The 24,851-nt window shown below is 38.4% G+C and carries 22 protein-coding genes; 7 read left to right on the top strand and 15 right to left on the bottom strand.

What is annotated here, in order from left to right; translation table 11 throughout:
- Positions 1 to 1,707: an ABC transporter substrate-binding protein gene (locus tag X781_RS05365; RefSeq protein WP_081732102.1), complete on the bottom strand. Its 1,707-nt coding sequence runs from the start codon at positions 1,705 to 1,707 to the stop codon at positions 1 to 3.
- Positions 1,700 to 2,656: a sigma 54-interacting transcriptional regulator gene (locus tag X781_RS05360; protein WP_025235867.1), complete on the bottom strand. Its 957-nt coding sequence runs from the start codon at positions 2,654 to 2,656 to the stop codon at positions 1,700 to 1,702. The genes X781_RS05365 and X781_RS05360 overlap by 8 nt, the downstream gene beginning before the upstream one ends.
- Positions 2,657 to 2,855: 199 nt before the next feature.
- Between X781_RS05360 and lpcA the strand changes: the two genes are divergently transcribed.
- Positions 2,856 to 3,440 (top strand): D-sedoheptulose 7-phosphate isomerase, encoded by a 585-nt coding sequence (gene lpcA / locus X781_RS05355; protein WP_025235866.1) that lies wholly within the window; start codon positions 2,856 to 2,858, stop codon positions 3,438 to 3,440.
- Positions 3,441 to 3,476: 36 nt separating this feature from the next.
- On the opposite strand, the gene X781_RS05350 is transcribed toward lpcA, so the two are convergent.
- The 8 genes from X781_RS05350 to recJ form a co-directional block, all read right to left on the bottom strand.
- Complete coding sequence (locus X781_RS05350; RefSeq protein WP_025235865.1) at positions 3,477 to 3,932, bottom strand: YcgN family cysteine cluster protein; 456 nt, start codon at positions 3,930 to 3,932, stop codon at positions 3,477 to 3,479.
- 2 nt (positions 3,933 to 3,934) lie between these two features.
- On the bottom strand, positions 3,935 to 4,255 hold the full coding sequence (locus X781_RS05345) for a YbjQ family protein (RefSeq protein WP_025235864.1): 321 nt from the start codon (positions 4,253 to 4,255) through the stop codon (positions 3,935 to 3,937).
- Positions 4,255 to 4,851, bottom strand: coding sequence for an RdgB/HAM1 family non-canonical purine NTP pyrophosphatase (gene rdgB, locus X781_RS05340; RefSeq protein ID WP_025235863.1), 597 nt, complete (start codon positions 4,849 to 4,851; stop codon positions 4,255 to 4,257). The genes X781_RS05345 and rdgB overlap by 1 nt, the downstream gene beginning before the upstream one ends.
- A gap of 119 nt (positions 4,852 to 4,970) precedes the next feature.
- Entirely contained in the window at positions 4,971 to 5,489 is a 519-nt protein-coding gene (locus X781_RS05335; protein WP_025235862.1) for a GNAT family N-acetyltransferase, read from the bottom strand.
- A 41-nt stretch (positions 5,490 to 5,530) separates the two neighbouring features.
- On the bottom strand, positions 5,531 to 7,222 hold the full coding sequence (narQ, locus tag X781_RS05330) for a nitrate/nitrite two-component system sensor histidine kinase NarQ (protein WP_025235861.1): 1,692 nt from the start codon (positions 7,220 to 7,222) through the stop codon (positions 5,531 to 5,533).
- Between the two features lie 3 nt (positions 7,223 to 7,225).
- The gene (locus tag X781_RS05325; protein ID WP_025235860.1) at positions 7,226 to 8,044 is read right to left on the bottom strand and encodes a pyridoxal phosphatase; all 819 of its coding nucleotides are present in this window, start codon (positions 8,042 to 8,044) and stop codon (positions 7,226 to 7,228) included.
- A gap of 93 nt (positions 8,045 to 8,137) precedes the next feature.
- Complete coding sequence (locus X781_RS05320) at positions 8,138 to 8,998, bottom strand: OmpA family protein (RefSeq protein ID WP_428981773.1); 861 nt, start codon at positions 8,996 to 8,998, stop codon at positions 8,138 to 8,140.
- Between the two features lie 117 nt (positions 8,999 to 9,115).
- The gene (recJ, locus tag X781_RS05315; RefSeq protein WP_025235858.1) at positions 9,116 to 10,837 is read right to left on the bottom strand and encodes a single-stranded-DNA-specific exonuclease RecJ; all 1,722 of its coding nucleotides are present in this window, start codon (positions 10,835 to 10,837) and stop codon (positions 9,116 to 9,118) included.
- Between the two features lie 238 nt (positions 10,838 to 11,075).
- On the opposite strand from recJ, the gene X781_RS12320 reads away from it, so the two are divergent.
- Positions 11,076 to 12,413: a hypothetical protein gene (locus X781_RS12320; protein WP_025235857.1), complete on the top strand. Its 1,338-nt coding sequence runs from the start codon at positions 11,076 to 11,078 to the stop codon at positions 12,411 to 12,413.
- Positions 12,414 to 12,482: 69 nt separating this feature from the next.
- Here the strand turns inward: X781_RS12320 and dsbC are convergent, their stop codons facing one another.
- Positions 12,483 to 13,166 carry a bifunctional protein-disulfide isomerase/oxidoreductase DsbC gene (gene dsbC, locus X781_RS05305; protein WP_025235856.1) on the bottom strand — a complete coding sequence of 228 codons (684 nt, stop codon included), beginning with the start codon at positions 13,164 to 13,166 and terminating at the stop codon, positions 12,483 to 12,485.
- 8 nt (positions 13,167 to 13,174) lie between these two features.
- Complete coding sequence (mepM, locus tag X781_RS05300) at positions 13,175 to 14,707, bottom strand: murein DD-endopeptidase MepM (RefSeq protein WP_081732101.1); 1,533 nt, start codon at positions 14,705 to 14,707, stop codon at positions 13,175 to 13,177.
- A gap of 151 nt (positions 14,708 to 14,858) precedes the next feature.
- Here mepM and znuC point away from each other — a divergent pair, with 151 nt between their 5' ends.
- From znuC to sucD, 5 genes are all read left to right on the top strand, one after another.
- Complete coding sequence (znuC, locus tag X781_RS05295) at positions 14,859 to 15,674, top strand: zinc ABC transporter ATP-binding protein ZnuC (RefSeq protein WP_025235854.1); 816 nt, start codon at positions 14,859 to 14,861, stop codon at positions 15,672 to 15,674.
- Positions 15,675 to 15,831: 157 nt separating this feature from the next.
- Positions 15,832 to 18,642, top strand: a complete 2,811-nt coding sequence (gene sucA, locus X781_RS05290) for a 2-oxoglutarate dehydrogenase E1 component (protein WP_025235853.1) — start codon at positions 15,832 to 15,834, stop codon at positions 18,640 to 18,642.
- A 111-nt stretch (positions 18,643 to 18,753) separates the two neighbouring features.
- Positions 18,754 to 19,983 (top strand): 2-oxoglutarate dehydrogenase complex dihydrolipoyllysine-residue succinyltransferase, encoded by a 1,230-nt coding sequence (gene odhB, locus X781_RS05285; protein WP_025235852.1) that lies wholly within the window; start codon positions 18,754 to 18,756, stop codon positions 19,981 to 19,983.
- Between the two features lie 121 nt (positions 19,984 to 20,104).
- Positions 20,105 to 21,265 carry an ADP-forming succinate--CoA ligase subunit beta gene (gene sucC / locus X781_RS05280; protein ID WP_025235851.1) on the top strand — a complete coding sequence of 387 codons (1,161 nt, stop codon included), beginning with the start codon at positions 20,105 to 20,107 and terminating at the stop codon, positions 21,263 to 21,265.
- 8 nt (positions 21,266 to 21,273) lie between these two features.
- The gene (gene sucD / locus X781_RS05275; protein WP_025235850.1) at positions 21,274 to 22,143 is read left to right on the top strand and encodes a succinate--CoA ligase subunit alpha; all 870 of its coding nucleotides are present in this window, start codon (positions 21,274 to 21,276) and stop codon (positions 22,141 to 22,143) included.
- A gap of 103 nt (positions 22,144 to 22,246) precedes the next feature.
- On the opposite strand, the gene X781_RS05270 is transcribed toward sucD, so the two are convergent.
- From X781_RS05270 to lysS, 3 genes are all read right to left on the bottom strand, one after another.
- A complete protein-coding gene (locus X781_RS05270; protein ID WP_442914789.1) occupies positions 22,247 to 22,744 on the bottom strand; it encodes an IS256 family transposase, variant Zn-binding type in 498 nt (165 codons plus the stop codon).
- Entirely contained in the window at positions 22,641 to 22,976 is a 336-nt protein-coding gene (locus tag X781_RS12650) for a hypothetical protein (RefSeq protein WP_442914785.1), read from the bottom strand. The genes X781_RS05270 and X781_RS12650 overlap by 104 nt, the downstream gene beginning before the upstream one ends.
- 281 nt (positions 22,977 to 23,257) lie before the next feature.
- Positions 23,258 to 24,760 (bottom strand): lysine--tRNA ligase, encoded by a 1,503-nt coding sequence (gene lysS, locus X781_RS05265; RefSeq protein WP_025235849.1) that lies wholly within the window; start codon positions 24,758 to 24,760, stop codon positions 23,258 to 23,260.
- Between the last annotated feature and the right edge of the window lie 91 nt (positions 24,761 to 24,851).

The raw sequence follows: 24,851 nt of genomic DNA, 5'->3' as shown, positions 1-24,851 counted from the left end.
CTAATTCCTTTCTTTGCTATCCGAACTCAAACGTAGTTCCGATAATTTCACCTGTCCGAAAGGCGAAATTTCTGCCTGTTGAATGCCTTTTTTGACCACCAATACCCGATTTGCATTAATCAAAGGTAAAATCGGTAACTGCTCTTCCAGCAATTTTTGTGAAAAGGCATACAATAAGTTAGTCGATGCCGAATCATCACTTAAACGAGCTGTTTCTAACCAAAAATCAAAATCTTCATTACACCAATTTGATAAATTAGTTACGGTATCTGCGGTTTTACAACTTAATAAGGCAGACAGAAAACTGTTTGGATCAAGATCTGACGCTAGCCAACCGCCTAAAATCAAGTCATAATCTGCGGTTTTGCTTTCAAGTTGTTGCACTAAATAAGCTCGGCTTACTTGACGAATTTCCACCTCTAACGCTTGAGCCGCAAGGTCTGAACGGATCATCTCTGCCATTTTAATTGGGTGTGGATTATAAACCCGTTTTTCATCAATCACCCATAGGATCAAGCGGTTATCTTTTGCAAATTTTTTACCATTTTCGACCGCTTGTTCTCTTGGTTTTGGAAAGGTGTAAGGGTAACTCTCGCTGTTTTTTTCTGCCCATAATGCAGTAGGTAACACATTATCCGCCACTTCACCTGTGCCATAAAATAACTTTTCGGCTATACGTTTTCGATTAATACTACTCGCAATTTGTTGGCGTAAGGGTAAATTTTGTCCAATCTCTTTTTGCATATTAAAGGCTAAATAAACTAAATTTGCCCCTTTGCTTTCAATTAATTGTTCATCAGTTAAAACCGAGAGTTGGCTCGGCTCAGGAAAGGCAACTACATTGCATTCATTATTCAAAAATTTCGCCATTCTGCCTGTTGCCTCAGTTGAAAAATCAACAATCATATTTTGAATATGAGCCTTTTTCCCCCAGTGATCACTGTTCGGTTTTAATCTCACATAGTTATTGTTTTCATAGCTTTCAAGCTGATAAACGCCTGTGCCAATAGGGAGAAGATCGAGCTGCACCAAGTTTTCATCAGCATTAAGTTGCAGAGCGTATTCTTTGGAAAGAATGACCGCATATTGGCTGGCTAAATGAGCCAATAACGAAGAATCTGGCTTGGCTAATTCAATTTTCACAATATGATTTGAAGGCGAGCTAACATTGGCAATTTTGCCGGCTAACCCCACACTCTCAAAATAAGGGAAATAAATCTGGCTTGTTGCTTTTTGATAAATATAGTTCTGGCGTTGATGGTGCAAAGCACGTTCAGCTGCCGTCTCAACTTCGGGTAAATCACTTTCTTTACCAATCATTCGCTTAAGCGAGAAAACCACATCTTCCGCATTTAATTTACGGGTCGGCGTAAACCAGCTTGTGGTGTGAAAAGCTACATTTTTTCTTAAACGTAACGTAATCACTAACCCATCATCACTAATGGAATAACTTTCGGCTAAGGCTGGCTCAAGGCGATTTTTCTTTGGGTTAAATTCAAATAACTTATCGTAAATTTGCTCTGTTACCACATTCATATTGGAACTCACATCCGCCTTTTGCGGATTAAACGAGAAGCCCGATGAGGTAGTACAATAAACCAAGCTATTTTCCAATAACGGTTTAGGAATACTCGGTGCTGCACAAGCGGTCGAATTTAGCCAAAAATTTGCAAAAACCGCTGAGAAAATGACCGCTAGTTTATTCATCTTTATTTCCATTTTTGGTTAAGCCATATTGACGCAATTTATTTGCAACCGCTGTATGGGAAAGCCCCAGCCTTTGGGCTAATTTCCGTGTACTTGGATATTGTGCATAAAATTTTCGCAGTAGCTGAGCTTCGTATTGGTTCATCATCTCTTCTAAAGTTGCATTTTCCGGCTCAACATTAGTATCTTCTACCTCATCAGGTAAATTCAAATCTTTTACTGCCAAACGATAGCTAGGAGAAAGGGAACAAGCCCTATAAATCACATTGTAAAGCTCACGCAAATTTCCCGACCAGCGATAATTTTGCAAGGCTTGTAAGAAAGCTTCGTCGTATTCTAATTTACTGACGCCGAGCTGTTCGCTCACTTGAGCAATAAAGTAATCTGCCAGTAATGGGATATCCTCTTTTCGCTCACGCAATGGGGGTAAATCAAGGGTTAGCACGTTCAATCTGTGGTAAAGGTCTTCCCGTACTTTGCCTTCCGCAACGAGCTGAGATAAGGGTTTTTGCGAGGTGCAAATCACTCTAACATCAACTTGAATTTCTTTATCTTCTCCCACTCGGCGAAAAGAGCCATCATTTAAAAAACGGAGTAATTTTGCCTGCATTTCAAGTGATAACTCGGAGATGGAATCCAATAAAACCGTGCCGCCATTCGCATATTCAAAAAAACCAACCGCTTCACTACCATTACCACGATGCCCAAACATTTCTGTTTCGGCTTCTTCTTGCGGTAATCCGGCACAATTTACCGCAATGAATTTTTGCATTTTACGCGTACTAAAATTATGGCAAGCTTTTGCAAATAAATCTTTGCCAGTGCCTGTTTCGCCTTGAATCAGCAAAGGTGCATTAAGATTGGCAAATTTTTTTGCTTGAATAATGACTTCTTGGATTTTCGCAGATTTTCCAATAATCTTCTCGAAGCATTCTGGCTGTGCAGTCATATATTTTCCTTTCGTCGCAATGGCAAAATTTCGCTGATCATACCGCTATTTTTACTTTTTGGAAACTTTTGTTTACAATAAAAAGAGAGTTATTTGATCTAAGCCGATTTACAATATCAGCTGATTCTTCTAAACTTATCGCACTTTTGGCTGAGCAAGCGGTCTTAATAACAGATTTTTTTGCAAAAAGGAGCAAACAATGTATTTACAACAAATTAAAGCTGAACTTCAAGAAGCTGCCGATGTATTAGACAAATTTATGTCTGATGAAAATAATATTAAACTCATTCAAGAAGCAGCATTACTTATTGCGAATAGCTTTAAACAAGGCGGGAAAGTGATTTCTTGCGGCAATGGTGGTTCTCATTGTGATGCAATGCACTTTGCTGAAGAATTGACAGGTCGCTATCGTGAAAATCGCCCAGGCTACCCTGCAATTGCGATTTCTGACGTAAGTCATTTAAGCTGTGTAAGTAATGATTTTGGTTATGAGTTTGTTTTCTCCCGCTATTTAGAGGCAGTTGGGCAAAAAGGCGATGTATTATTTGGATTATCGACCTCAGGCAACTCTAAAAATGTATTAAATGCAATTAAAGTTGCAAAAGAAAAAGGAATGAAAGTCATTGCAATGACGGGGAAAGACGGCGGCGAAATGGCAGGACTTGCCGATGTAGAAATTCGTGTGCCGCATTTCCGCTATGCAGATCGCATTCAAGAAATCCACATTAAAGTGATTCATATTTTGATGATGCTCATTGAGTTTGAAATGGCAAAATCTGAATAATGATAAAAAAGGCGTTTTGATAAACGCCTTTTTAGACTACACTTCATCAATCACAAATTCAAACCAATCAATCACATCTTTTTCGTGAATGCCGTTCGAAATTAAGATGCCTGCATTTTTTACCGAATTAGGATCTTTTGAGATCAAAGGGTGCCAGTCGTATAAAGGCTTTCCTTCATATAGCAAGCGATAAGCACACGTTTTCGGTAACCAGCCAAAATCAGGTAAATTCTTTTTGGTTAGCTTGGTACAATCTTTCTCAATTTTGAAGCGTTCAGGGTAATTAGTACAACGCCCAGTGTTTACATCTAACAAATTGCAAGCAACTGAAGTGTAGTAAAGCCGCTCTCGCTTACCTCTTCCTTGAATATATTTTCGATAACAGCATTTACCGCAACCATCACAAAGTGCTTCCCACTCTGCTTCATTCATTTCCAGCAGTGATTTTTCTTGCCAGAAATAAGGGGGTAATTCTTGTTGATGCGAAAACATAGTTAGCGAAGCACCACCGCCGTACCTGTTGCAACCACAATAAACATTCCTTTGTCGCCCCCCATAGATTGATATTCCATTGAAACACCCACTACAGCATTTGCTCCTACTTTTTTCGCTTCTTTTTCTAACTCTGATAAGGCTTCTTTCCTTGCGGAATTTAATTTGCTTTCGTACGCACCTGAACGCCCACCGATTACATCGGTAATACCTGCTAAAAAATCACGTACAAAATTCGCACCGGACACGACTTCTCCAAATACTAAGCCTTTATATTCAATGATTTGTTTGCCTTCAATGATTGGTGTTGTGGTAATAATCATTATTTGTTTCCTCTTAATTGCTCTTTTAAGTGTGCTAATGCGATAGCTCGGTGTGAAATCGCTTTTTTCTCTTTGGTTTCTAGCTCTGCAAAGCTCAGATTTTTAGGCGGATAGAAAAAGAGGGAGTCATAACCAAAGCCATTTTCGCCTCTTTCTTCTGTTAAAATTTCGCCAAAACATTCCCCTAATGCAATATACGGTGTGGGGTCTGTTTCGTGTTTTAACAATACAATACAACTAACAAACTTCGCTAAACGATTTTCTTGATCTTTCATCGCAGCTAACAATTTTTTGCGGTTATCTGCATCTGTTGCTTGCTCTCCGGCATAACGAGAAGAATATAAACCCGGCTCACCACCCAATGCTTCAACGGCTAAGCCTGAATCATCTGCAATAGCCGGAAGCCCTGTTATTTTAGACGCAAATCGAGCTTTAATTAACGCATTTTCAACAAAGGTTAAGCCTGTTTCTTCCGGAGATTCAATACCAAATTCACTTTGGGCGATAACCTCAAACCCAAATTCAGCTAATACATCTGCCATTTCTTTCACTTTACCTGCATTGCTCGTTGCAAGTACGATTTTTGTTTTTTCCATATTTTCCTTTTGTAAAAAATCACTCAAAAATTATTCACAATCCCTTGAAGGATTGTTTACAGCTTTGCTGCCGTTGGCAAAGCCAACGTTCAAAAAGCAATGCTTTTTGTAACCGCTTATTACTCAATGCCTTTTTGGTAAGACATCATCAGTAACGTTCGCCATTTATCATTTCCCTTCTCATCTTTTCCCATATTGGCAATATGCGGAAAACGCCCCCATTGTTCGAAGCCGTGTTTTTTCATGAGATTTTGACTAACAGTATTAAGTTCAAAGACATACGCCATTAAAGTGTGAATATTATGATTTAACATTTCCGCTTGCATAAACTCAATAATTTTCGAGCCGTAGCCTCTGCCTTTCGCATTACCATCTAAATAGATACTAATTTCAGAAGTATGCACAAAAGCTGGTCTTTCATAAAATGGCGAGAAACTAAACCAACCGACAATGCCCGTTTCGTCTTCTACCACCCAGATCGGATACTGGATGCTTTGAAGATGAAAATCAAACCACTTTCGGCGGTTTTCTATGGTTGCTAATTCCAAATCAGCCGTAATTTGATGAGTTGGAATAGCTTGATTGTATATCGCTAGTATGGTTTCAAAATCCGCTTCGACTGCTTTTCGGATCTGCATTTTTATCCCTTATAAATCATTTGCAAATAATTAACAAAAAACTACCGCTTGCTGAGCATACTCGGTAAAACTACTTTAACCCTTACACCACCGCTTTCCACATTCTCAATGGAGAAATCTGCTTTTAGTTCTGCTGCTCGCTCTTGCATAATGGTTAAGCCATAATGCCCTTCCGGTTCGGTATGGCTGGCTAAGCCAATGCCGTTATCTTGAACGATTAAGCAATGCTCGCCATCATCATTCGTTTCAGCAATAACCTTAATTTCAGTTGCTTGCGAATGTTTGATAGCATTAATCACTGCTTCCCGTACAATTTGCAACATATGCACCTGTTGCTGTGCATTGAACATATGTGAGGGTAATTTACAACTTAAGCAAAGCTGTGCTGACGTTTTCGGGCGTAAACTTTCTAAAATTTTCTCTAATGCCTGTTGTAGATTTGCCTCTTGAATAGTTAATCTAAACGTTGTTAGTAGCTCTCTTAATTGGCTATAGGCATCATTTAATGCTTTTTCAAATACCGATAAAATTTCGTTGCGTTTCTCATCACTTTTTGCCAATTTGAGCAGACTTACTTGAATTTTGAAAAAGGTTAGCGATTGAGCTAAAGAATCGTGCAACTCACGAGCAATAATCGCCCTCTCTTCCATTAGCACTAATTGCTGCTGCTGCTTTTGCACTTGAACGACATAAATACTTCGTCCAATCATTTCTGATACATTTTGCAGTAACCGCTCATCAGGACAAAGTAAAGATGGCTTCCAACTTAATATACCTAGCTTTTCATTTTCTATCGCAATTTCAGTTGAGATCCACTCCGCTTCAAAAGCATTATCTATAGAGACGTTCCAATGTTCTGCACCATAAATATGTAATTTAATACCAAGCAAATGTTCGTTATCAAATACTGTTTTCAATACTTGATTAAGCACTTCTTTATTAATCGGTTTAGCGGTTAATAATTGGGAGCATTGATACAACACAAGTAAAGAGCGATTAACTGCTAATAAACGGCGGGTTTTTTCCTGTACTTTATCTTCCAATGAGGTATAAAGTTTTAATAATTCATTCGACATTTCAGTAAAAGTAGAGGAAAGCAAACCTAATTCATTCGGTTCATCAACCGCTAATTTTATATGATCGAAATCTTTATTTTGAATTTGCCAACTGGCTTTAACTAATTGCTTTAATGGGCTGATAATTTTTTTCCGTGTATACCACACGCCAATGTACGCAAGTAAAATAATCAATAACATTGAAACCGCAATTACACCTGTGGCAATTTTTAGTTTTAACTCCGCAAACTCTTGCAAGCGAAAGACAAAGTTATCCACTTTCCGCACATAATCTTCAATGTGTGTTGCGTAACTAGCTTTATCACCTTGATTGACATAAGACTGCATCGCATACCAATCTTTCAGTAATTGTTGGTAGCTATGTATTACATTATCAGGTAACAACCAACTTTGCTTAAGAGAACTCAGCTCGGTTGAGTGTAAAGTACGATGATATTCCAACAAACGCTCGGCTAAAATTTCTTGCCTTGAATCCATTTCCGACAAAAGGCGATAGCTTTGCATACGCAATGAACCCGATACATTAATCAAACTGGCATCAGATTTATTACTCCACATAATCCCAAGTGAAATGCCACTAATGATAGAAGCAAAGACGATCATAATTAAAAAATAGAGTCCGATACGCCTTGCGATGGAATATTTAGGTTTAATCATAGGTTAAAGATTAAATTGTGCTTTTAATTCATTGGCGATGCTGTCTTCGTTATTTGAACCAATTGTTTTCTTCGCTTTTTGCTGCACTTCCTCTTCCGAACCGCCCATTGCAATACCAAGTCCAACTGCTTCCAACATAGAGATATCGTTAAAATTATCACCAAATGCGATAACTTGTTCTAATTCAATACCTTCTGTTTTTAATAACTCCGCCAGCCTTGCTCCTTTACTATTGCCAACACTGGTAATATCAACACGATCGACCCAAGACCATTCAGGGCTTACTTGATCAAGCGGTAGTTTTTCCACAAAATTTTGCATTTTGACTAAATCAGGATCGCTGATTAACACTTTCCAAACGGTTAAACCTTTATCGATTTCTTGCTGAAATTTCTCAACTTGGTAAACATTTGGGCGAACAGTTTCAGGGCAAGATGCGACCCATTTTTGAAATTTTTCAAAGTGAACATTTAGCGTTTCATAAGTCATTGCATCTTCAAAATAAACAGCAGTATGAATACCTTGAGCTTGTGCCTCATTGATTAATTTAGATGCGACTTCAGGTGGCAACGGATTACCAATAATTGCTTTTTCATTTTTAAAATCATATACATAAGTACCATTACAGCATACAACTGGCGTATCTAAATCTATCTCCTTATAATAAGGACGAACCGCTGTGTGATGTCTGCCAGTAACAAAATAAACCTTTATACCTTTTTCTCTTATTTTCTGAATTGCCTGTTTACTGGATTCTAAAATCGTAGCATTTGATGAAAGTAATGTGCCATCTAAATCAAAAGCAACTGCTTGGTAAGTCATAGTATTCTCCTGAAAAATAAAAGCTAAAAGAAAAGGCAATCTTATCAATAAGATTGCCTTGCTATTCTACTCTAAGTTAATTAAAACCAGAAATTATTTACCATTGTTGTATGCAGGAGTTTGGTAAAGTGGAGCCGGACCGTTAGGACCTGCTACATTACCACCTTCGTTTTGTTTAAGCACACCACCGTTTGCAGAAATTTCTACACGACGGTTAGGACGTAAACAATCTTTTTCAGCTTGACTTGCGTGTGCATAACCTTCACAAGGTTTAACTTGGTTCGCTTTACCGTAACCTACTGCTTCAATTTGAGCATTTACACCTTGTTGGATTAAACGTGCTTTAACAGTGTTAGAACGACGTTGTGATAAATCTAAGTTGTATTCAACAGAGCCTAAACGGTCTGTGTAACCCGCTACTTTAACTTGTTGTGCTTTAGATGATTTTAATTGCTCTGCAACATTATCAACTACTTCTTTACCTTTAGCCGTTAATGTATCTTTATCGAAGTCGAATAAGAAATCACCTGTTAAAGTAAATGATGAGTTGCCGTTACAGCCATTTGGATACCAGAAGAAGCTTTGAGCATTCATATTTTTGTCAAATAAAATTTTGTATTGACAAATTTTGTGTACGCCGTTTTCACGGTAGTTGAATGCGTAATCCCATTCACGAACACTATATAATCCTTCTTCAAAATGTGGGCGACCAATTAGGTTATATAATTGATCTTTATTCATACCTTTTTCGATTTGACGGACATTTTCCCAGTTTGGCCAAGAACCAAATTGTGAACCATCGTGGTTGAATTCAGACTCTGAAATTTTTGGGAATACCGGGTTTTCAGTTGTGCCTTCATCACTCACTTTGCTTAAGTTACCACACGCAGCAACTGCTAATGCTGCACTTGATAATAAAAATGTACGGAAAAGCGCTTTTTTTTCCATTTTCATGTTAAGTTTCCTTATAAGTAACTATGTAATTAATTGTTTTACAACCTATTTGGTTGCAATCAGAATAATTCTACAATACAAATATAATTAATTCTATTAAATTTATGTAAAGTAATATTAAAGATAATACATATATTCTACCTTCAATTGTAAAGTTTTGTTATTTCTGAATTCATTGATATCTAATTTGTATACAATTTTAGCTTTTTTAATCGATAAGTCTGGAAACATTCTAACATCAACATTAAACCAAATGGCGTCTAATAATTGCCCTCTATCCGTTTGTAACATTAATTTCAGATGCTTACCTGCCAGCAATTTTTGTTGAAGTACACTAAATTCTCCCTCAAAACTGGGTTCAGGAAAGTTCTGTCCCCAAGGTCCTGCACTATGAAGGATTTCTGCACTGGTAATGGTAAATTCATCTGCTGAAAGCTCGCCATCAGTATAAACTATACCTTGTAATTGTTCCGGCTCAACTCTTTCATTAATTGCCTGATCAAACAATTGTTTGAATAGCTCTAGTTTTGAATGGTGAATAGTCAAGCCGGCTGCCATAGCGTGTCCACCAAATCTTTCGATTAATTCGGGATATTGCATATCAATATATTCGAGTAAATCTCGCATATGCACGCTCGAAATAGATCGAGCCGATCCTTTTAAATATTCACTTTCTTCACTTTCCTGTGCAAAAGCTATCACAGGGCGATTGAATTGATCTTTAATTCGAGAAGCTAAAATACCAATTACACCTTGATGCCAATCTGCTTGATATAGCACGATACCGTGAGCTTGTTCTGACTGAGCAAGTAACGGTAATTTTGCACAAATCGCCAGAGCTTCTGTTTTCATCTCCTGCTCAAATTCTTTTCGAGTTTGGTTCAAAGAATCTAGTTCAAGAGCTAGTTGACGAGCAAGTTCCATATTTTCACAAATCAGTAACTCAACCCCTAACGACATATTTTCCAGCCTGCCTGCGGCGTTCAATCTTGGTGCAACAGCAAAACCTAAATCAGCAGCTTGCAATGTTGAAAGCTCCCTTTTGCTTACTTCTGCTAAAGCTTTTATCCCCAAACGGCAATGCCCTGAACGCATTCGTTGTAATCCTTGATGGACTAAAATGCGATTGTTTTGATCAAGTGGCACAACATCAGCCACTGTACCTAATGCTACTAAATCCAAAAGCTCAGCAAAGTTTGGCTCTACTTTATTCTGGAAGTATTGTCGCTCACGCATTTGTGTTCGAAGAGCCATCATCACATAAAAAATGACCCCAACTCCCGCCAATGATTTGGACGGAAAAGTACAAAACGGCAAATTTGGGTTTACCATTGCATCCGCATTGGGTAATGTTTCAGGTGGTAAATGATGATCGGTAATCAAAACTTGAATACCGTGTTGCTTAAGCAACTCAACACCTTCAAGCGAAGAGATACCATTATCTACGGTTAAAACTAAATCAGCTCCTTTTGCTAATACCATTTCTGCCACCGCAACACTTAAACCATAACCCTGTGAGAAACGATCCGGAATCAAATAATCAATTTGCTCGAAGCCCAACTGTTTTAACGCAATTATGGCAAGTGCCGTGCTGGTTGCTCCATCAGCATCAAAATCGCCCACAATTACAATACGACTTTGTGTATCAAACGCGTTGGTTAATAAATCAACTGCTTGTTCAATATTAGCCAGTTGTTGTGGTCTATGTAAATGTTGGAGATTATGCTCTAGCTCTTTCGTCGTTTTTATGCCCCGACTTTGATAAATTCGATTCAATAAAGGATTTTCAGATAAGGTTGCCGTCGTTAATAAAGGACGTTTTTTAATTAGTTTTTCCACGATAATTTTCTTTTTATAATAACAAGCGGTCTAATTTTGCATAAATTTTGCGATAACTCAAACTTTTCAAGATAAAAGTCTATTCAACCTGATAAAAAGCAAACTATTTATTGATTTTTATAACTTTTAGATATATCTTATTCCAAAATGATTAATTTTATTTTTTTATATCATATAACAATATGATTTACTTCGATTGTTTTTTATACAACCCATTTAAATAGGTACTAACTATAAGATGTTAAATAAATTTACCCTAACACTTTTATCTACAATGATTTTAACCGCTTGCGGTAGCAGTGGTGGTTCTAGTAGCACTCAACAAGAGAATCTCTTACAAAGTAACAATACATCGAAAACTCACGATGTTGCGACCTCCCCAAAAACAGACATACGTCGTCAACCTGAAGGTGAAAAATCTGCTTTAATGACATCTCATAACAAAGTTCAGGCAGATGAAGCTAAGCCAATGCCTAATCTAAAATCAGATCAGAAATCTGAACAACCAAAAGCCGAACAACCAAAAGCTGAACAACCAAAAGCTGAACAACCAAAAGCTGAACAACCAAAAGCTGAACAACCAAAAGCTGAACAACCAAAAGCTGAACAACCAAAAGCTGAACAACCAAAAGCTGAACAACCAAAAGCTGAACAACCAAAAGCTGAACAACCAAAAGCTGAACAACCAAAAGCTGAACAACCAAAAGCTAAACAACCAAAAGCTGAACAACCAAAAGCTGAACAACCAAAAGCTGAACAACCAAAAACTGAACAACCAAAAGCTGAACAACCAGAAGCTGAACAACCAAAAGCTGAACAGCCAAAAGCAGAACAACCAGAAGCTGAACAGCCAAAAGCTAAAACGTCAGAAGAACTTAACAATAAAATAGATAATCCCCTAACAAATACGGCGATTTTTGATTCATTCAACCGCGATGGTGGCAAATTCACATCATCAAAAAAATGGATTTCACTGAAATTTGATGATGAAAACAAGAATATTCAAGTGATGCCTTTATACGAAAAAATGGCATTTAGCGAAGATCAAGAAGTGAAAGCACTATTAGATAATTCAGGGCGATTGTTGGGCTATTTCGGCTATACATCATTCAGTCATATTGAGCCAAACATCAATAATCCAGGCGAGGAAAGTGTAACACACTATAGCCTTCCAATATTAGAAATGGATAAAACACAAATGATACGTCCGAATAATGACCTTCGTTACGAAGGTTCGTTCTACTATGTCTATGATAACCGAGCAGTTACTGCATTAACAGGTAGGGTGAGCGGGAATTACAGTGATAAAGAAAAACGCCTGTTTTTGAATCTAATTGGGCAAAATAACGAATTTTGGGAGTTAAAAGAGAACTATCGCCAAAACGGAGTAAAAGTAGCGGAAAACGGCGAAATCTTTGGGCGAATTTATGATAACAAAACTCCAAACGCAACCTTTGACGGTGGTATTTACGGTAAAAATGGTGAAGTTTTGGCTGGAACACTAGAGTATGAGGATCATACAACGGAAAAAAATAGCTGGAAAGGTGTATTGGAAGCAAAAGTAGAAGCTCAATAACATTTAAGCGACAAGCGGTCTAATTTAGTAAAGTTTTTACAAAATCAGACCGCTTATGTTTTTATACCATTATTCTGTGAGCATTTTGGCAAGCTCTCTCGGCTCAACATAACCACCGATTAATTCGCCTTCTGAGGTAACAATATTAGGCGTGCCTGTTACGCCAAACTTAACGCCTAGTTGGTAGTGTTTTTTCACAATCTCAGGCATTTTTAACTGGGTTGGTAACTTGCCATTTTCCGCATCATTTAAGGCTTTCATTTTATCTTGAGCAGTCCAAATCGCTTCCATTTGTTTTGCGGTTTGTGTATTCATACCACCACGGGGAAACGCCAAATAACGAATGGTAATACCTAAATCATTATATTCTTTAATCTTTTGATGTAACAGATGGCAATAATGGCAAGTAATATCCATAAAAACCGTTACAACGTGCTTTTCATTTTTGGCAGGATAAATAATCATTTCATTCGCATAAGAATTTAACTCTGCCATTAAACCTTGATTGGTTATATCGACTGCTTTGCCGTTTTTTAGCTCAAAAATTTTGCCTTGAATGATATATCGTCCATCTTCACTGATATAGACAATACCTTCATTTGAGGCTGCCATTTTAAAACCTGATAATGGCGATTCAGAAATTTTAACCTCTGTTGCCCCAATTTTTTCAAGCTGATTCTTCAGTTTTGCATCAGATGCAAAGGTAAAGGTTGACAAACCGATCAAACTTAACGCAATAATATTTGTTTTCATTGGATTCCTTACATTTTTAATTTTGCTTCCACACTCTTCGCTTTATTTAAGAATGTTTGGCGTTCTTTATTATTCATACCCGAACTTGAACCCGGTAATTTGACCGTAATTGGATTAACCGGTCGTCCGTTAATATGAAATTCATAGTGTAAATGTGGACCGGTTGAACCACCTGTATTGCCTGATAGTGCAATACGCTCTCCCTTTTTCACACTTTGTCCGGGTTTGACTAACGTCTTGCTTAAGTGCATATATACGGTGGTAATATGCCCGTGTTTGATTTTGATGTAACGCCCTGCTCCACGAGCTTGATAAGCAACGTGTTCAACCACACCATCACTCGGTGCAATGATTGGCGTGCCAATTGGCAATCCGTAATCCACACCTTTATGTGGGCTAATCCGACCTGTAATTGGGTGTTTACGTTTAGGGTTAAAAGAAGATGTTACCCTTACAGCATACAATAATGGATGTCGAGCAAAGCCACCACTTAATGTTTCACCGTGTCTGCTATAATATCGCCCATTATCTGCTTGAATAGCGTAATAGCTTTTTTTACTGCTAATAACGTGAATACCTTCCACATTTCCTAAATCTGTTACTTTGCCATTTATATATTCACGCTTAATTAAAATGGCAAATTTATCACCTTTTTTCAGCTTATTCGTCGCAATTTGCGATTGTAATCCTACCGCTAATTGGTTGATTTGGCGATCAGATAGTCCAACCGCTTTTAAACTCGTAGCAAAGCTGTTCTGAATCGTACCTCGCACAACGTCTAACTTCCATTCTCCTTTTTTCTCAAATTTTTGGTAGGTAAATTTACCATTGGCTTGGCGTTCATAAACACGTTCTTCTTTCTCAGAAACTAACCAGTTTAAATATTCTAACTCACCTTCATTATCTAGCACCCAATAAAATTGCTGTCCGGCTTCTAATTGTGCTAATGATGAATGTTGTTTAACTAAATTAGAGGCAACTGAAGCACTTAAACCTGATTGCTCCAATACGTCTCTTAGTTTATCTCCTCTTGCAACCGTATAACTAAATTGATCTTGAATTCGTAATGCTTGATCTGCTACATCAAGAATATCCTCCAACACTTTCTCTGCTTCTGCCGGAAGTTGCTCTTCTGTATTGACATTATCTGCCGTATCAATAGGTTCTTCAACTTCATCGTCTTCATTAGTTAAATCATCTTCATAAGATGTCGCGGTTTGATCTTCAAAAACAATTTCTTCGTTTTCTATAGAAAGAGAGGATTGAGTAATTAAATCTGTAATATACTCAATAAAACCCGTATTTTTCTCAATGTTATCTGCTTGTAACTCAACTTTACCACTTGAAGTATTTTGATATTCTTCATCTTGCTTATCTAAAACAACTACATTTTCTCGTGTAGCCATCATACTTATTGAAGATTGTTCTTTTAATGCGAGAACAATACCGACAAGTAAACTAAAAACAGCCAATAAAAAAATCACTATTTTCAAGTGTTTCTTATGCCGTTTACGATCTCTTGCTAAAATTACGTGCTGCAAATTATATCCTGCTATTTTTCTTTAATTTATTTACTAAAATTTACATAATCTCTTGATAGACTATTTTACCAAGAAAAAATTCATTTATTCTATTGTCAGAAGATAAAAAATCCGCTAATTTTATTTCAATACTCTCAAATTTTTTGTAGTAATGAAAATTAACCAACTAGCCCCTAATCCAACGACAACGCAATTTACGTTGATAAAAAAAACTCAACCTTTAGTCTCGCTAAAAGATATTGAAGTAATCTTTAATGGTCAAAAAGCGTTACAAAACATTAATCTATCAATTTATCCTAACTCTATTACAACCATAGTAGGTCCAAATGGTGGGGGTAAATCCACATTATTGAAAGTGTTGCTAAAATTAATTACGCCAACTAAAGGACAAATTATTCACCAAAAAGGGCTAAAAATTGGCTATGTCCCGCAAAAGCTACATTTAGACCCTTCTATGCCAATAACAGTTACGCATTTTCTCGGGCTCAAACCCCATACTAATAAAGCAATGATTGAGGAAGCATTATCTCTCTTTGCTATTCGCCATCTGGCACACAATAGTATGCAAAAGCTGTCCGGTGGAGAACTTCAACGTGTTTTACTCGCTCGAGCTATCTTAGATAAACCACAGCTATTAGTATTAGATGAGCCAATGCAGGGGGTAGATATTACAGGGCAAACCGAACTGTATCAACTATTAAATCAAACTCGCTCTTGGTTGAACTGTGCTATTTTAATGGTTTCGCACGACTTAAACATTGTAATGGCAAATACTGATGAGGTGCTTTGTGTAAACAAACATATCTGCTGTGCCGGTACGCCAGAAGTGATTACGAATGATCCTAGTTTTATTCACTTCTTTGGAGACCAATTTGCTCGTAATGTAGCGTTCTATTCACACCGCCATAATCACCATCACAATCTACACGGTGATGTTTGTTTAGAAAAATGTGAGTGCAACCACTAAAATTTCCTTGCATTGTTTAGAATTTGTAAAAATTTTGCTAAAAATAACCGCTTGTAAGTAAACAATTATGTAAAAATCAGACTTATATCACATTTTCTTTACTTTATTTGAAGTATAATAAGATTATGTTTCAACACCATAAATAGGTCAGGTCTTTATGCAATATAAACATTTTGATGATTGGATTGCGTCATCCCCTTTCGGCGGTTCAAACCAATCTTATGTCGAAGAAATTTATGAACAGTATTTAGAAAATCCGGCAAGCGTTGATGAAAGCTGGAGAAGCATTTTTGATTCATTCCCTAAAACCTCTCATATTGAACAACCCCATTCAAAAGTACGTGAGTATTTCCGTAAGTTAGCCCGCGAACAACAACCACAATCCGTAACTGTTGTTGATCCAGAAGCAGGAGCAAAGCAAGTTCGTTTACTTCAATGGATTAACGCACATCGTTTCAGAGGCTATTTAGAAGCAAAACTTGACCCTATTAACTATTACCGCTGGAAAACCTCCAGCGTGCCTGAGCTAGATTATAAATATCACGGTTTTACCGATGAAGATCTAAACGAAACATTTGCCGTTGGTCGTTATGTTTATAATAAAGAAACAATGAAGCTCAGCGAACTCAACGAGGCATTAAAAGAAACTTATTTAGGTCCTATCGGCTTAGAATTTATGCACGTTCAAGATATTGAACAGCGTAACTGGTTACAAGCTAAAATGGAAAGTGTGTTAAATAAACCTCTTTTCACCAAAGAAGAAAAACTCAATTTACTCACTGAATTAACGGCTGCTGATGGTTTAGAACGTTATTTGGGAGCAAAATTCCCGGGTGCAAAACGCTTCTCTTTAGAAGGAAGTGATGCGTTCATTCCGATGATGAAAGAAATTATTCGCCACGCTTCCCGTCAAGGAATGACAGATGTCGTATTAGGTATGGCACACCGTGGTCGTTTAAATATGTTAGTGAACGTATTCGGTAAACGCCCTGCGGAATTATTTGATGAATTTGCAGGTAAACACGCTGATGAAAGCCGTACAGGTGATGTGAAATACCATCAAGGTTTCTCATCTAACTTTGCGGTAGATGATAAAAACGTTCACCTCACTTTAGCATTCAACCCATCGCATTTGGAGATCGTAAGCCCTGTGGTGATTGGATCTGTTCGTGCAAGACAAGAACGTATGCGTGATACCGAACACGAAAAAGTATTAGCGGTAACTGTTCACGGCGACTCTGCCGTTGCCGGTCAAGGTGTGGTGCAAGAAACCTTAAATATGGCAAATGCCCGTGGTTATAAAGTGGGAGGAACAATCCGTATTGTGATTAATAACCAGATCGGTTTTACCACCTCTAACCCGAACGACACTCGCTCAACCGAGTTCTGTACCGATATTGCGAAAATGATCCAAGCACCGATTATTCACGTAAACGGTGATGACCCGGAAGCGGTTGCTTTTGCAGCAAGAATGGCAGTGGAATATCGCACTAAATTTAAACGTGATATTTTCATTGATTTAATCTCTTATCGTCGCCACGGTCATAACGAAGCCGATGAACCATTAGCAACCCAGCCAATGATGTATAGCATCATCAAAAAACACCCTACACCACGTAAAGTTTATGCTGACCGCTTAATTGAAGAAGGGGTATTAACCAGCGACCAAGAAATTGAAATGCTAAATCTTTATCGTGATGCGTTAGATAATGGTGAGCGTGTTGTACCTGAATGGCGTAAATTAGATATGGCAGCTGTTGATTGGTTGCAATATCTCAATTATGACTGGACTGCACCTTATGAGAGCAAATTCCCGGAAGATCGCTTCTTAACTATTGCTAAGCGTGTTTGTGAATATCCGGAATCATTGAAAGCTCACTCTCGTGTTGAGAAAATCTACGCTGATCGTAAAGAGATGTACGAAGGCAAGAAATTATTCGACTGGGGAATGGCAGAAACAATGGCGTATGCAACCTTGCTTGATGAAGGCACACACGTTCGTTTATCAGGTGAAGATGCCGGTCGTGGTACATTCTTCCATCGCCACGCCGTTATTCATAACCAAAATGATGGTACAGGCTATGTTCCATTAACACAGTTACACGCAAATCAAGGTCGTTTCCAAGTATGGGATTCCGTACTTTCAGAAGAAGCGGTTCTCGCCTTTGAATATGGCTTTGCGACAACCGATCCGAAAACCTTAACCATTTGGGAAGCTCAATTTGGTGATTTCGCCAACGGGGCACAAATTGTAATTGACCAATTCATCAGCTCTGGCGAACAAAAATGGGGCAGAATGTGTGGTTTAGTAATGCTTCTTCCTCACGGTTATGAAGGTCAAGGTCCGGAACACTCATCTGCTCGTGTTGAGCGTTATTTACAACTTTGTGCACAACAAAATATCCAAGTTTGTGTGCCATCAACACCGGCTCAGGTTTACCATATGTTACGTCGCCAAGCAATTCGCAAAATGCGTCGTCCATTAGTTGCGATTACGCCAAAATCATTACTACGCCACCCTCTTGCGGTTTCAACACTTGATGAAATCATTAATGGTTCATTCAAAAATGTGATTGGCGAAATTGATAATATCGATCCGAAACAAGTGAAACGTGTGGTAATGTGTTCAGGTAAAGTTTACTACGACTTGATTGAAAAACGCCGTGAGAATAACCAAACAGATGTTGCGATTATTCGTATTGAACAACTCTACCCATTCCCACTTGAGGAAATGAAACAAATTCTTGAACCTTACGCCCACGTTACTGACTTTGTATGGTGTCAAGAAGAGCCATTAAATCAAGGAGCCTGGTATTGCAGTAAGCACAACTTTGAAGCTTCTATTCCGGAAGGGGCAAAATTAACTTATGCAGGTAGAGCCGCCTCCGCTTCGCCGGCAGTTGGCTACCCATCACTACACGCAAAACAACAAAAACAACTTGTTGAAGATGCTTTAACGATTGCTTAAAAAGATGGGCGTAGCTAATACGCCCTGCAAGCGGTTCATTTTCAACAAAAATTTACCAATTTAAGTATAAGGTGTAAAAATACACCTTTATTAAAAGAAAAGGATAATGAAATGGCAATTGAAATTTTAACTCCAGACCTTCCTGAATCAGTAGCTGATGCAAGCGTTGCAACTTGGCACAAAAAAGTGGGTGATCGTGTAAAGCGTGATGAAATTCTCGTCGAAATTGAAACCGACAAAGTTGTTTTAGAAGTGCCTGCTACAAGTGATGGTGTGCTTGTTGAAATTACACAAGAGGAAGGTGCAACGGTTGTGTCAAAACAAGTTTTAGGTAAATTAGATACGGCACAAGCTGGCGATATCAGCTCTGCCACTATTGAGCAAAAAACAGAATCCACTCCGTCAGATCGCAAACACGCTGCGATTGAAAACAGCCACGCTAACGCAGACGATCAAGGTCCTGCCATTCGCCGTTTATTAGCCGAACACGATTTACAAGCGGCTGATATTCAAGGCAGCGGTGTAGGAGGCAGAATTACCCGTGAAGATATCGAAAAAGAGATCGCAAAACGAGTTCAACAAAATCAAGTAAAAGAATCCGCAACAAATCAAAACACCGTAAGCTCCGTTGCATTTAGTAGCCGGAGCGAAAAACGTGTCCCAATGACTCGTTTACGCAAACGTATTGCAGAACGTTTACTTGAAGCAAAAAATACAACGGCAATGCTCACCACATTCAACGAACTGGATATGCAGCCGATTATGAATCTACGTAAAACTTACGGCGAGAAGTTTGAAAAACAACACGGCGTACGCTTAGGTTTTATGTCATTCTACATTAAAGCAGTGGTTGAAGCACTTAAACGTTATCCTGAAATCAATGCGTCTATTGATGGCGACGATGTGGTTTACCACAACTATTTCGATGTGAGTATTGCGGTCTCTACCCCTCGCGGCTTAGTAACGCCAGTGTTACGTGATTGCGACAAAATGAGTATGGCGGAGATTGAGAAGAAAATAAAAGAGCTTGCGGAAAAAGGGCGTGATGGCAAATTAACGGTTGAAGACTTAACCGGCGGTAACTTCACTATCACTAACGGTGGTGTGTTCGGTTCATTAATGTCTACCCCAATTATCAATCCACCACAAAGTGCCATTTTAGGTATGCACGCAATCAAAGATCGCCCTGTGGCGATTGACGGACAAGTGGTAATCCGCCCGATGATGTACTTAGCCTTAAGCTACGACCACCGTTTAATTGACGGCAAAGAGTCTGTTGGTTTCTTAGTGGCTGTAAAAGAGTTATTAGAAGACCCAACTCGTCTGCTTTTGGAAATTTAATCTGAAATTTGACCGCTTGCAAGACTACAAGCGGTCTATTTTTACTTATTTTTTACAAATTTTAGTTATTTAAATTCACACAAGTAAAGAAAAGTAGCATAAAAACCAACGAGGAAACTCTATGAATCTACACGAATACCAAGCCAAACAAATATTCAAACAATATGGGCTGCCTGTCAGCGAAGGGATTGCTTGCTTTTCTGTAAATGAAACCGCAGAGGCAATCTCACAACTAAAAGGTGAAAAATGGGCTGTAAAATGCCAAGTTCACGCAGGTGGTCGGGGCAAAGCCGGTGGTGTAAAACTAGTGAGTAATACTGATGATGCCAAAGCCTTTGCTGAACAATGGCTAGGTAAACGCTTAGTTACCTTCCAAACAGATGCTAGCGGGCAACCGGTTAATACTATTTATGTGGAAGAAACCTGCAATATCGACCGTGAATTATACTTAGGTGCAGTGGTGGATCGCTCTGCACAAAAAGTGGTATTTATGGCATCAAGTGCAGGTGGTATGAACATTGAAGAAGTGGCTGAAAAAACACCTGAATTAATCCATAAGGCAACAATTGATCCTCTCACGGGTGGTCAGGGCTATCAAGGGCGTGAGTTAGCTTTTAAATTGGGATTAAAAGGTGATGAAGTCAAACAATTTGCGGATATTTTTGTAAAACTAGCGAAGTTATTCGTAGAGAAAGATTTAGCCTTATTGGAAGTCAATCCGCTTGTTGTTACCAAAGAAGGAAAACTGCTCTGCCTAGATGCCAAAATGTCTATCGATAGCAATGCTCTCTACCGCCAGCCGGATCTTAAAGAACTACAAGATCTCTCGCAAGATGACGAACGTGAAGCCGAAGCAGAAAAATGGAGCTTAAACTATGTTGCTTTAGACGGTAACATCGGTTGTATGGTAAACGGTGCAGGTCTTGCAATGGGAACGATGGATATCGTCAAACTCTACGGTGGCAAACCGGCTAACTTCCTAGACGTAGGCGGTGGTGCAACCAAAGAGCGTGTTGCAGCGGCATTCAAGCTGATTTTATCAGACCCAAATGTAAAAGCGGTTCTGGTTAATATTTTCGGCGGTATCGTACGTTGTGATTTAATTGCTGACGGTGTAATTGCGGCAGTAAACGAAGTGGGCGTGAACGTGCCTGTTATCGTCCGTTTAGAAGGCACAAATGCGGCACAAGGTCGTGAAATTCTAGCAAATAGTGGACTGAGTATTTTAGCGGCATCATCACTGAAAGAAGCGGCTGAATTAGCGGTAAAATCTGCAAATTAGGAGGAAAAATGTCGATTTTAATTGATAAAAACACAAAAGTAATTTGCCAAGGTTTTACCGGCGGACAAGGCACATTCCATAGCGAACAAGCTCTAGCTTATGGAACACAATTAGTTGGAGGTGTTTCACCTAATAAAGGTGGTACAACCCATTTAGACTTACCGGTTTTTAATACCGTGCGTGAAGCGGTAGAAGCAACTGGTGCAACCGCAACCGTCATTTACGTTCCCGCTCCGGGCTGTAAAGATGCCATTTTAGAAGCCATTGATGCAGGTATTCAGCTGATCGTTTGTATTACTGAAGGCATTCCAACACTTGATATGCTTCAAGTGAAACAACGTTTAAACCAAACAGGCGTGCGAATGATCGGTCCTAACTGTCCGGGTGTGATTACCCCAGAGGAATGTAAAATCGGCATTATGCCGGGCAATATTCACAAAAAAGGCAATATTGGTATTGTTTCACGTTCAGGTACATTAACTTATGAAGCCGTTAAACAAACAACAGATGAAGGCTTTGGACAATCTACTTGTGTAGGGATCGGTGGCGACCCAATTCCGGGTTCAAACTTCATCGATATTCTAAAACTCTTCCAAGACGATCCTGAAACCGAAGCTATTGTGATGATTGGCGAAATCGGCGGTTCAGCAGAAGAAGAAGCTGCTGCCTTTATCAAAGAAAATGTAACGAAACCGGTGGTTAGCTACATTGCAGGTGTAACCGCACCAAAAGGCAAACGAATGGGACACGCAGGTGCAATTATCAGTGGTGGTAAAGGCACTGCTGATGAGAAATTCAAAGCCCTCGAAGATGCAGGTGTAACAACGGTAAGAAGCCTTGCTGAAATTGGCTCTGCCTTACGCAAAATTTTAGGCTAATCCTAATGTAAGCGGTCTAATTTGTAAGTTTTTTTGCAAATTAGACCGCTTGTTTTTTGGCATAGTAGACAAAATAGTTGCTAACCTTATTTTTTTAATTAGGTTAGTAGCTTTTTTTATTCAAAAAATCCTTTATAAACATCAACTTATGCTTTTTTGTTAATCCATTGTGATTATTTAACTTCTGCTTTAAGTCTTTAAAAAGACTTTCCGCTCTATTTGTGGTTCTTTCAATATTTAGCTCAGGGTATTTCTCGAAAGTAAATAAATAATCGTGATATCGCTTTAAACTGGCATAAGCTCCCCTTATATTTCGATGTTTATAAGGGAAATAACCTCTCTCATTCGCTATATCTGAACGTTCATTTAAAAAGTCCTGATGTTTTAAATACCAATTGTGTAGTTCCCTATAAAATATATTTTTCGTACTCTTTGTTAAAGTCTTAACAAGAATTTTTAATTCCTTTCCGGCTTGAGATTGGTGTTTTCTGCCTAATTTACGCATCACTATCGCAATCATATGAAACTGGCACATTTGTGTCGGGGTATTGAGTAAATCTTTTAATAATCCTCTTCGTCCATCGCAGGTAACTGATTGAATGATATAGTCTTTTTTCCCTCAACTGATTGAGAGCTAACTGGTAATAAACATCTTTTTCTGTTTTTACAAAACGATGATAGATTACCTTCTTTTTCAGACTATTGATTAAAACCAATACACCAAATTCTCGACCAAAGAAAGTGGTATCCATAATAATATTCAGATATTTTCCTTCTATTATATTTGCCTGGCTTTTAGGGGCTTTTTCAATATATCGTTGAATAGTTCTCACCGAACAATGATATTTTTCAGCAAGTTGCGGATAAGTCTGTTTTCCTGTCGTGTAATCAGACCAAATTTGAATAGCGTTTAATTTCTTTTGAAAGGTAAAGGTTTTATTACATTGATTGCAATAATGGCGTTGAATATTATTTTGCTTACCGTGCTTCTTGATATTCGTACTTTGGCAAAATGGGCAGTTTTTTATTCATTTTTCAAAAATAGGGCTTAAAGCCTTGTACTATAAGGCTTTAAGCCACTTTTTAGCAACTATTTTGTCTACTATGCCTTTTATTATTTCTGACGCATTGCAGGGAATAAGATCACATCGCGGATTGATGGAGCGTTAGCAAAAATCATTGCTAAACGGTCAATACCTAAGCCTTCGCCCGCTGTTGGTGGCAAGCCGTGTTCTAACGCCACGATAAAGTCTTCATCTTTAAACATTGCTTCATCATCGCCTGCATCTTTTGCAGCTACTTGAGCATCAAAACGCTCAGCTTGGTCTTCCGCATCATTTAATTCTGAGAAACCGTTACCGATTTCACGACCACCAATAAATAATTCAAAACGATCCGTTACTTCAGGGTTTTCATCATTACGACGAGCAAGTGGCGAAATTTCCGCTGGGTGAGCCATTAAGAAAGTCGGCTGAATTAACTGGTGCTCTGCTACTTCTTCAAAAATTGCATTCACAACAGAACCTAAGCCCCAGGATTTTTGAATTTCAATACCTAAACCTTTTGCAATTTCAACTGATTTTTCAAAGCTATCTAAATCTTCACGCTTAATGCCATTGCCATATTTCACAATCGCATCGTGCATTGTGATACGCTCAAACGGTTTGCCGAAATCGAACACATATTCACCGTAAGGTACATCGGTTGTACCTAAAATATCTAACGCCAATTTGCGTAATAATTCTTCAGTGTTGTCCATTAAATCGTGGTAGTCCGCATAGGCTTGGTAATATTCAATCATTGTAAATTCAGGATTGTGGCGAACAGAAACCCCCTCGTTACGGAAGTTACGGTTTAATTCAAATACTCGCTCAAAACCACCCACTACTAAGCGTTTTAAATACAGCTCAGGGGCGATACGCAAATACATATCCACATCTAACGCATTGTGGTGCGTTACAAACGGTTTTGCTGCTGCACCGCCCGGGATCACTTGTAACATTGGCGTTTCAACTTCAATAAAATCTCTATCTAAAAAGAATTTACGAATGCCCGAAACTACCTGTGAACGAATCATAAAGGTACGGCGTGATTCTTCGTTAGAAATTAAATCCAAATAACGCTGACGATAGCGAGTTTCTAAATCCGTTAAACCGTGATGTTTATCCGGTAACGGACGTAATGCTTTGGTTAAAAGTTGTACTTCTGAACAACGAACGGTTAATTCACCTGTTTTAGTTTTAAATAGCGTTCCTTCAACACCAATAATATCGCCTAAGTCCCAAAGGCTGACTTTTTCTTCGTAAATGCTTTCAGCCAAGTTATCACGAGCAACATAAAGCTGAATTGCTCCACTCACATCTTGAATAGTAAAGAAAGACGCCTTTCCCATTACACGTTTTAGCATAATACGACCGGCAACTTTCACTTGAATATTTTGTTCTTTTAATGCTTCGCCTTCTACTTCATCATATTGACTATGTAAATCTTTTGCTAACGCATCACGGCGGAAAGTATTTGGGAAAGCATTACCCTGCTCACGAATTTTAGTCAATTTTTCACGGCGGGCTAACATTTCCCCATTAAGATCTAATTCTTGATTTTCTACTTCAGACATTGAATTACCTTAGATTTCAAAATTTGGATAAATAAAACTGAGCGATTATACGTTATTTTAGGCAATTTTGGTAGGAAACAAGCGGTCATAT

The sequence above is a fragment of the Mannheimia sp. USDA-ARS-USMARC-1261 genome (assembly GCF_000521605.1).
Lineage (GTDB): Bacteria > Pseudomonadota > Gammaproteobacteria > Enterobacterales > Pasteurellaceae > Mannheimia > Mannheimia indoligenes.
Note: the sequence above shows the minus strand (reverse complement) of the source record. Positions and strands in the feature narration are given on the sequence as shown.

Excerpts from the sequence above, each read along its gene's own strand:
- X781_RS05360 (WP_025235867.1), bottom strand. The coding sequence starts at position 2,656 with ATGACTGCACAGCCAGAATGCTTCGAGAAGATTATTGGAAAATCTGCG.
- dsbC (WP_025235856.1), bottom strand. The coding sequence starts at position 13,166 with ATGAAAACAAATATTATTGCGTTAAGTTTGATCGGTTTGTCAACCTTT.
- X781_RS05335 (WP_025235862.1), bottom strand. The coding sequence starts at position 5,489 with ATGCAGATCCGAAAAGCAGTCGAAGCGGATTTTGAAACCATACTAGCG.
- odhB (WP_025235852.1), top strand. The coding sequence starts at position 18,754 with ATGGCAATTGAAATTTTAACTCCAGACCTTCCTGAATCAGTAGCTGAT.
- X781_RS05365 (WP_081732102.1), bottom strand. The coding sequence starts at position 1,707 with ATGAATAAACTAGCGGTCATTTTCTCAGCGGTTTTTGCAAATTTTTGG.
- lpcA (WP_025235866.1), top strand. The coding sequence starts at position 2,856 with ATGTATTTACAACAAATTAAAGCTGAACTTCAAGAAGCTGCCGATGTA.
- X781_RS05325 (WP_025235860.1), bottom strand. The coding sequence starts at position 8,044 with ATGACTTACCAAGCAGTTGCTTTTGATTTAGATGGCACATTACTTTCA.
- X781_RS12320 (WP_025235857.1), top strand. The coding sequence starts at position 11,076 with ATGTTAAATAAATTTACCCTAACACTTTTATCTACAATGATTTTAACC.
- lysS (WP_025235849.1), bottom strand. The coding sequence starts at position 24,760 with ATGTCTGAAGTAGAAAATCAAGAATTAGATCTTAATGGGGAAATGTTA.
- X781_RS05345 (WP_025235864.1), bottom strand. The coding sequence starts at position 4,255 with ATGATTATTACCACAACACCAATCATTGAAGGCAAACAAATCATTGAA.
- X781_RS05350 (WP_025235865.1), bottom strand. The coding sequence starts at position 3,932 with ATGTTTTCGCATCAACAAGAATTACCCCCTTATTTCTGGCAAGAAAAA.
- znuC (WP_025235854.1), top strand. The coding sequence starts at position 14,859 with ATGAAAATTAACCAACTAGCCCCTAATCCAACGACAACGCAATTTACG.
- sucD (WP_025235850.1), top strand. The coding sequence starts at position 21,274 with ATGTCGATTTTAATTGATAAAAACACAAAAGTAATTTGCCAAGGTTTT.
- sucA (WP_025235853.1), top strand. The coding sequence starts at position 15,832 with ATGCAATATAAACATTTTGATGATTGGATTGCGTCATCCCCTTTCGGC.
- rdgB (WP_025235863.1), bottom strand. The coding sequence starts at position 4,851 with ATGGAAAAAACAAAAATCGTACTTGCAACGAGCAATGCAGGTAAAGTG.
- narQ (WP_025235861.1), bottom strand. The coding sequence starts at position 7,222 with ATGATTAAACCTAAATATTCCATCGCAAGGCGTATCGGACTCTATTTT.
- sucC (WP_025235851.1), top strand. The coding sequence starts at position 20,105 with ATGAATCTACACGAATACCAAGCCAAACAAATATTCAAACAATATGGG.
- X781_RS05320 (WP_428981773.1), bottom strand. The coding sequence starts at position 8,998 with ATGAAAATGGAAAAAAAAGCGCTTTTCCGTACATTTTTATTATCAAGT.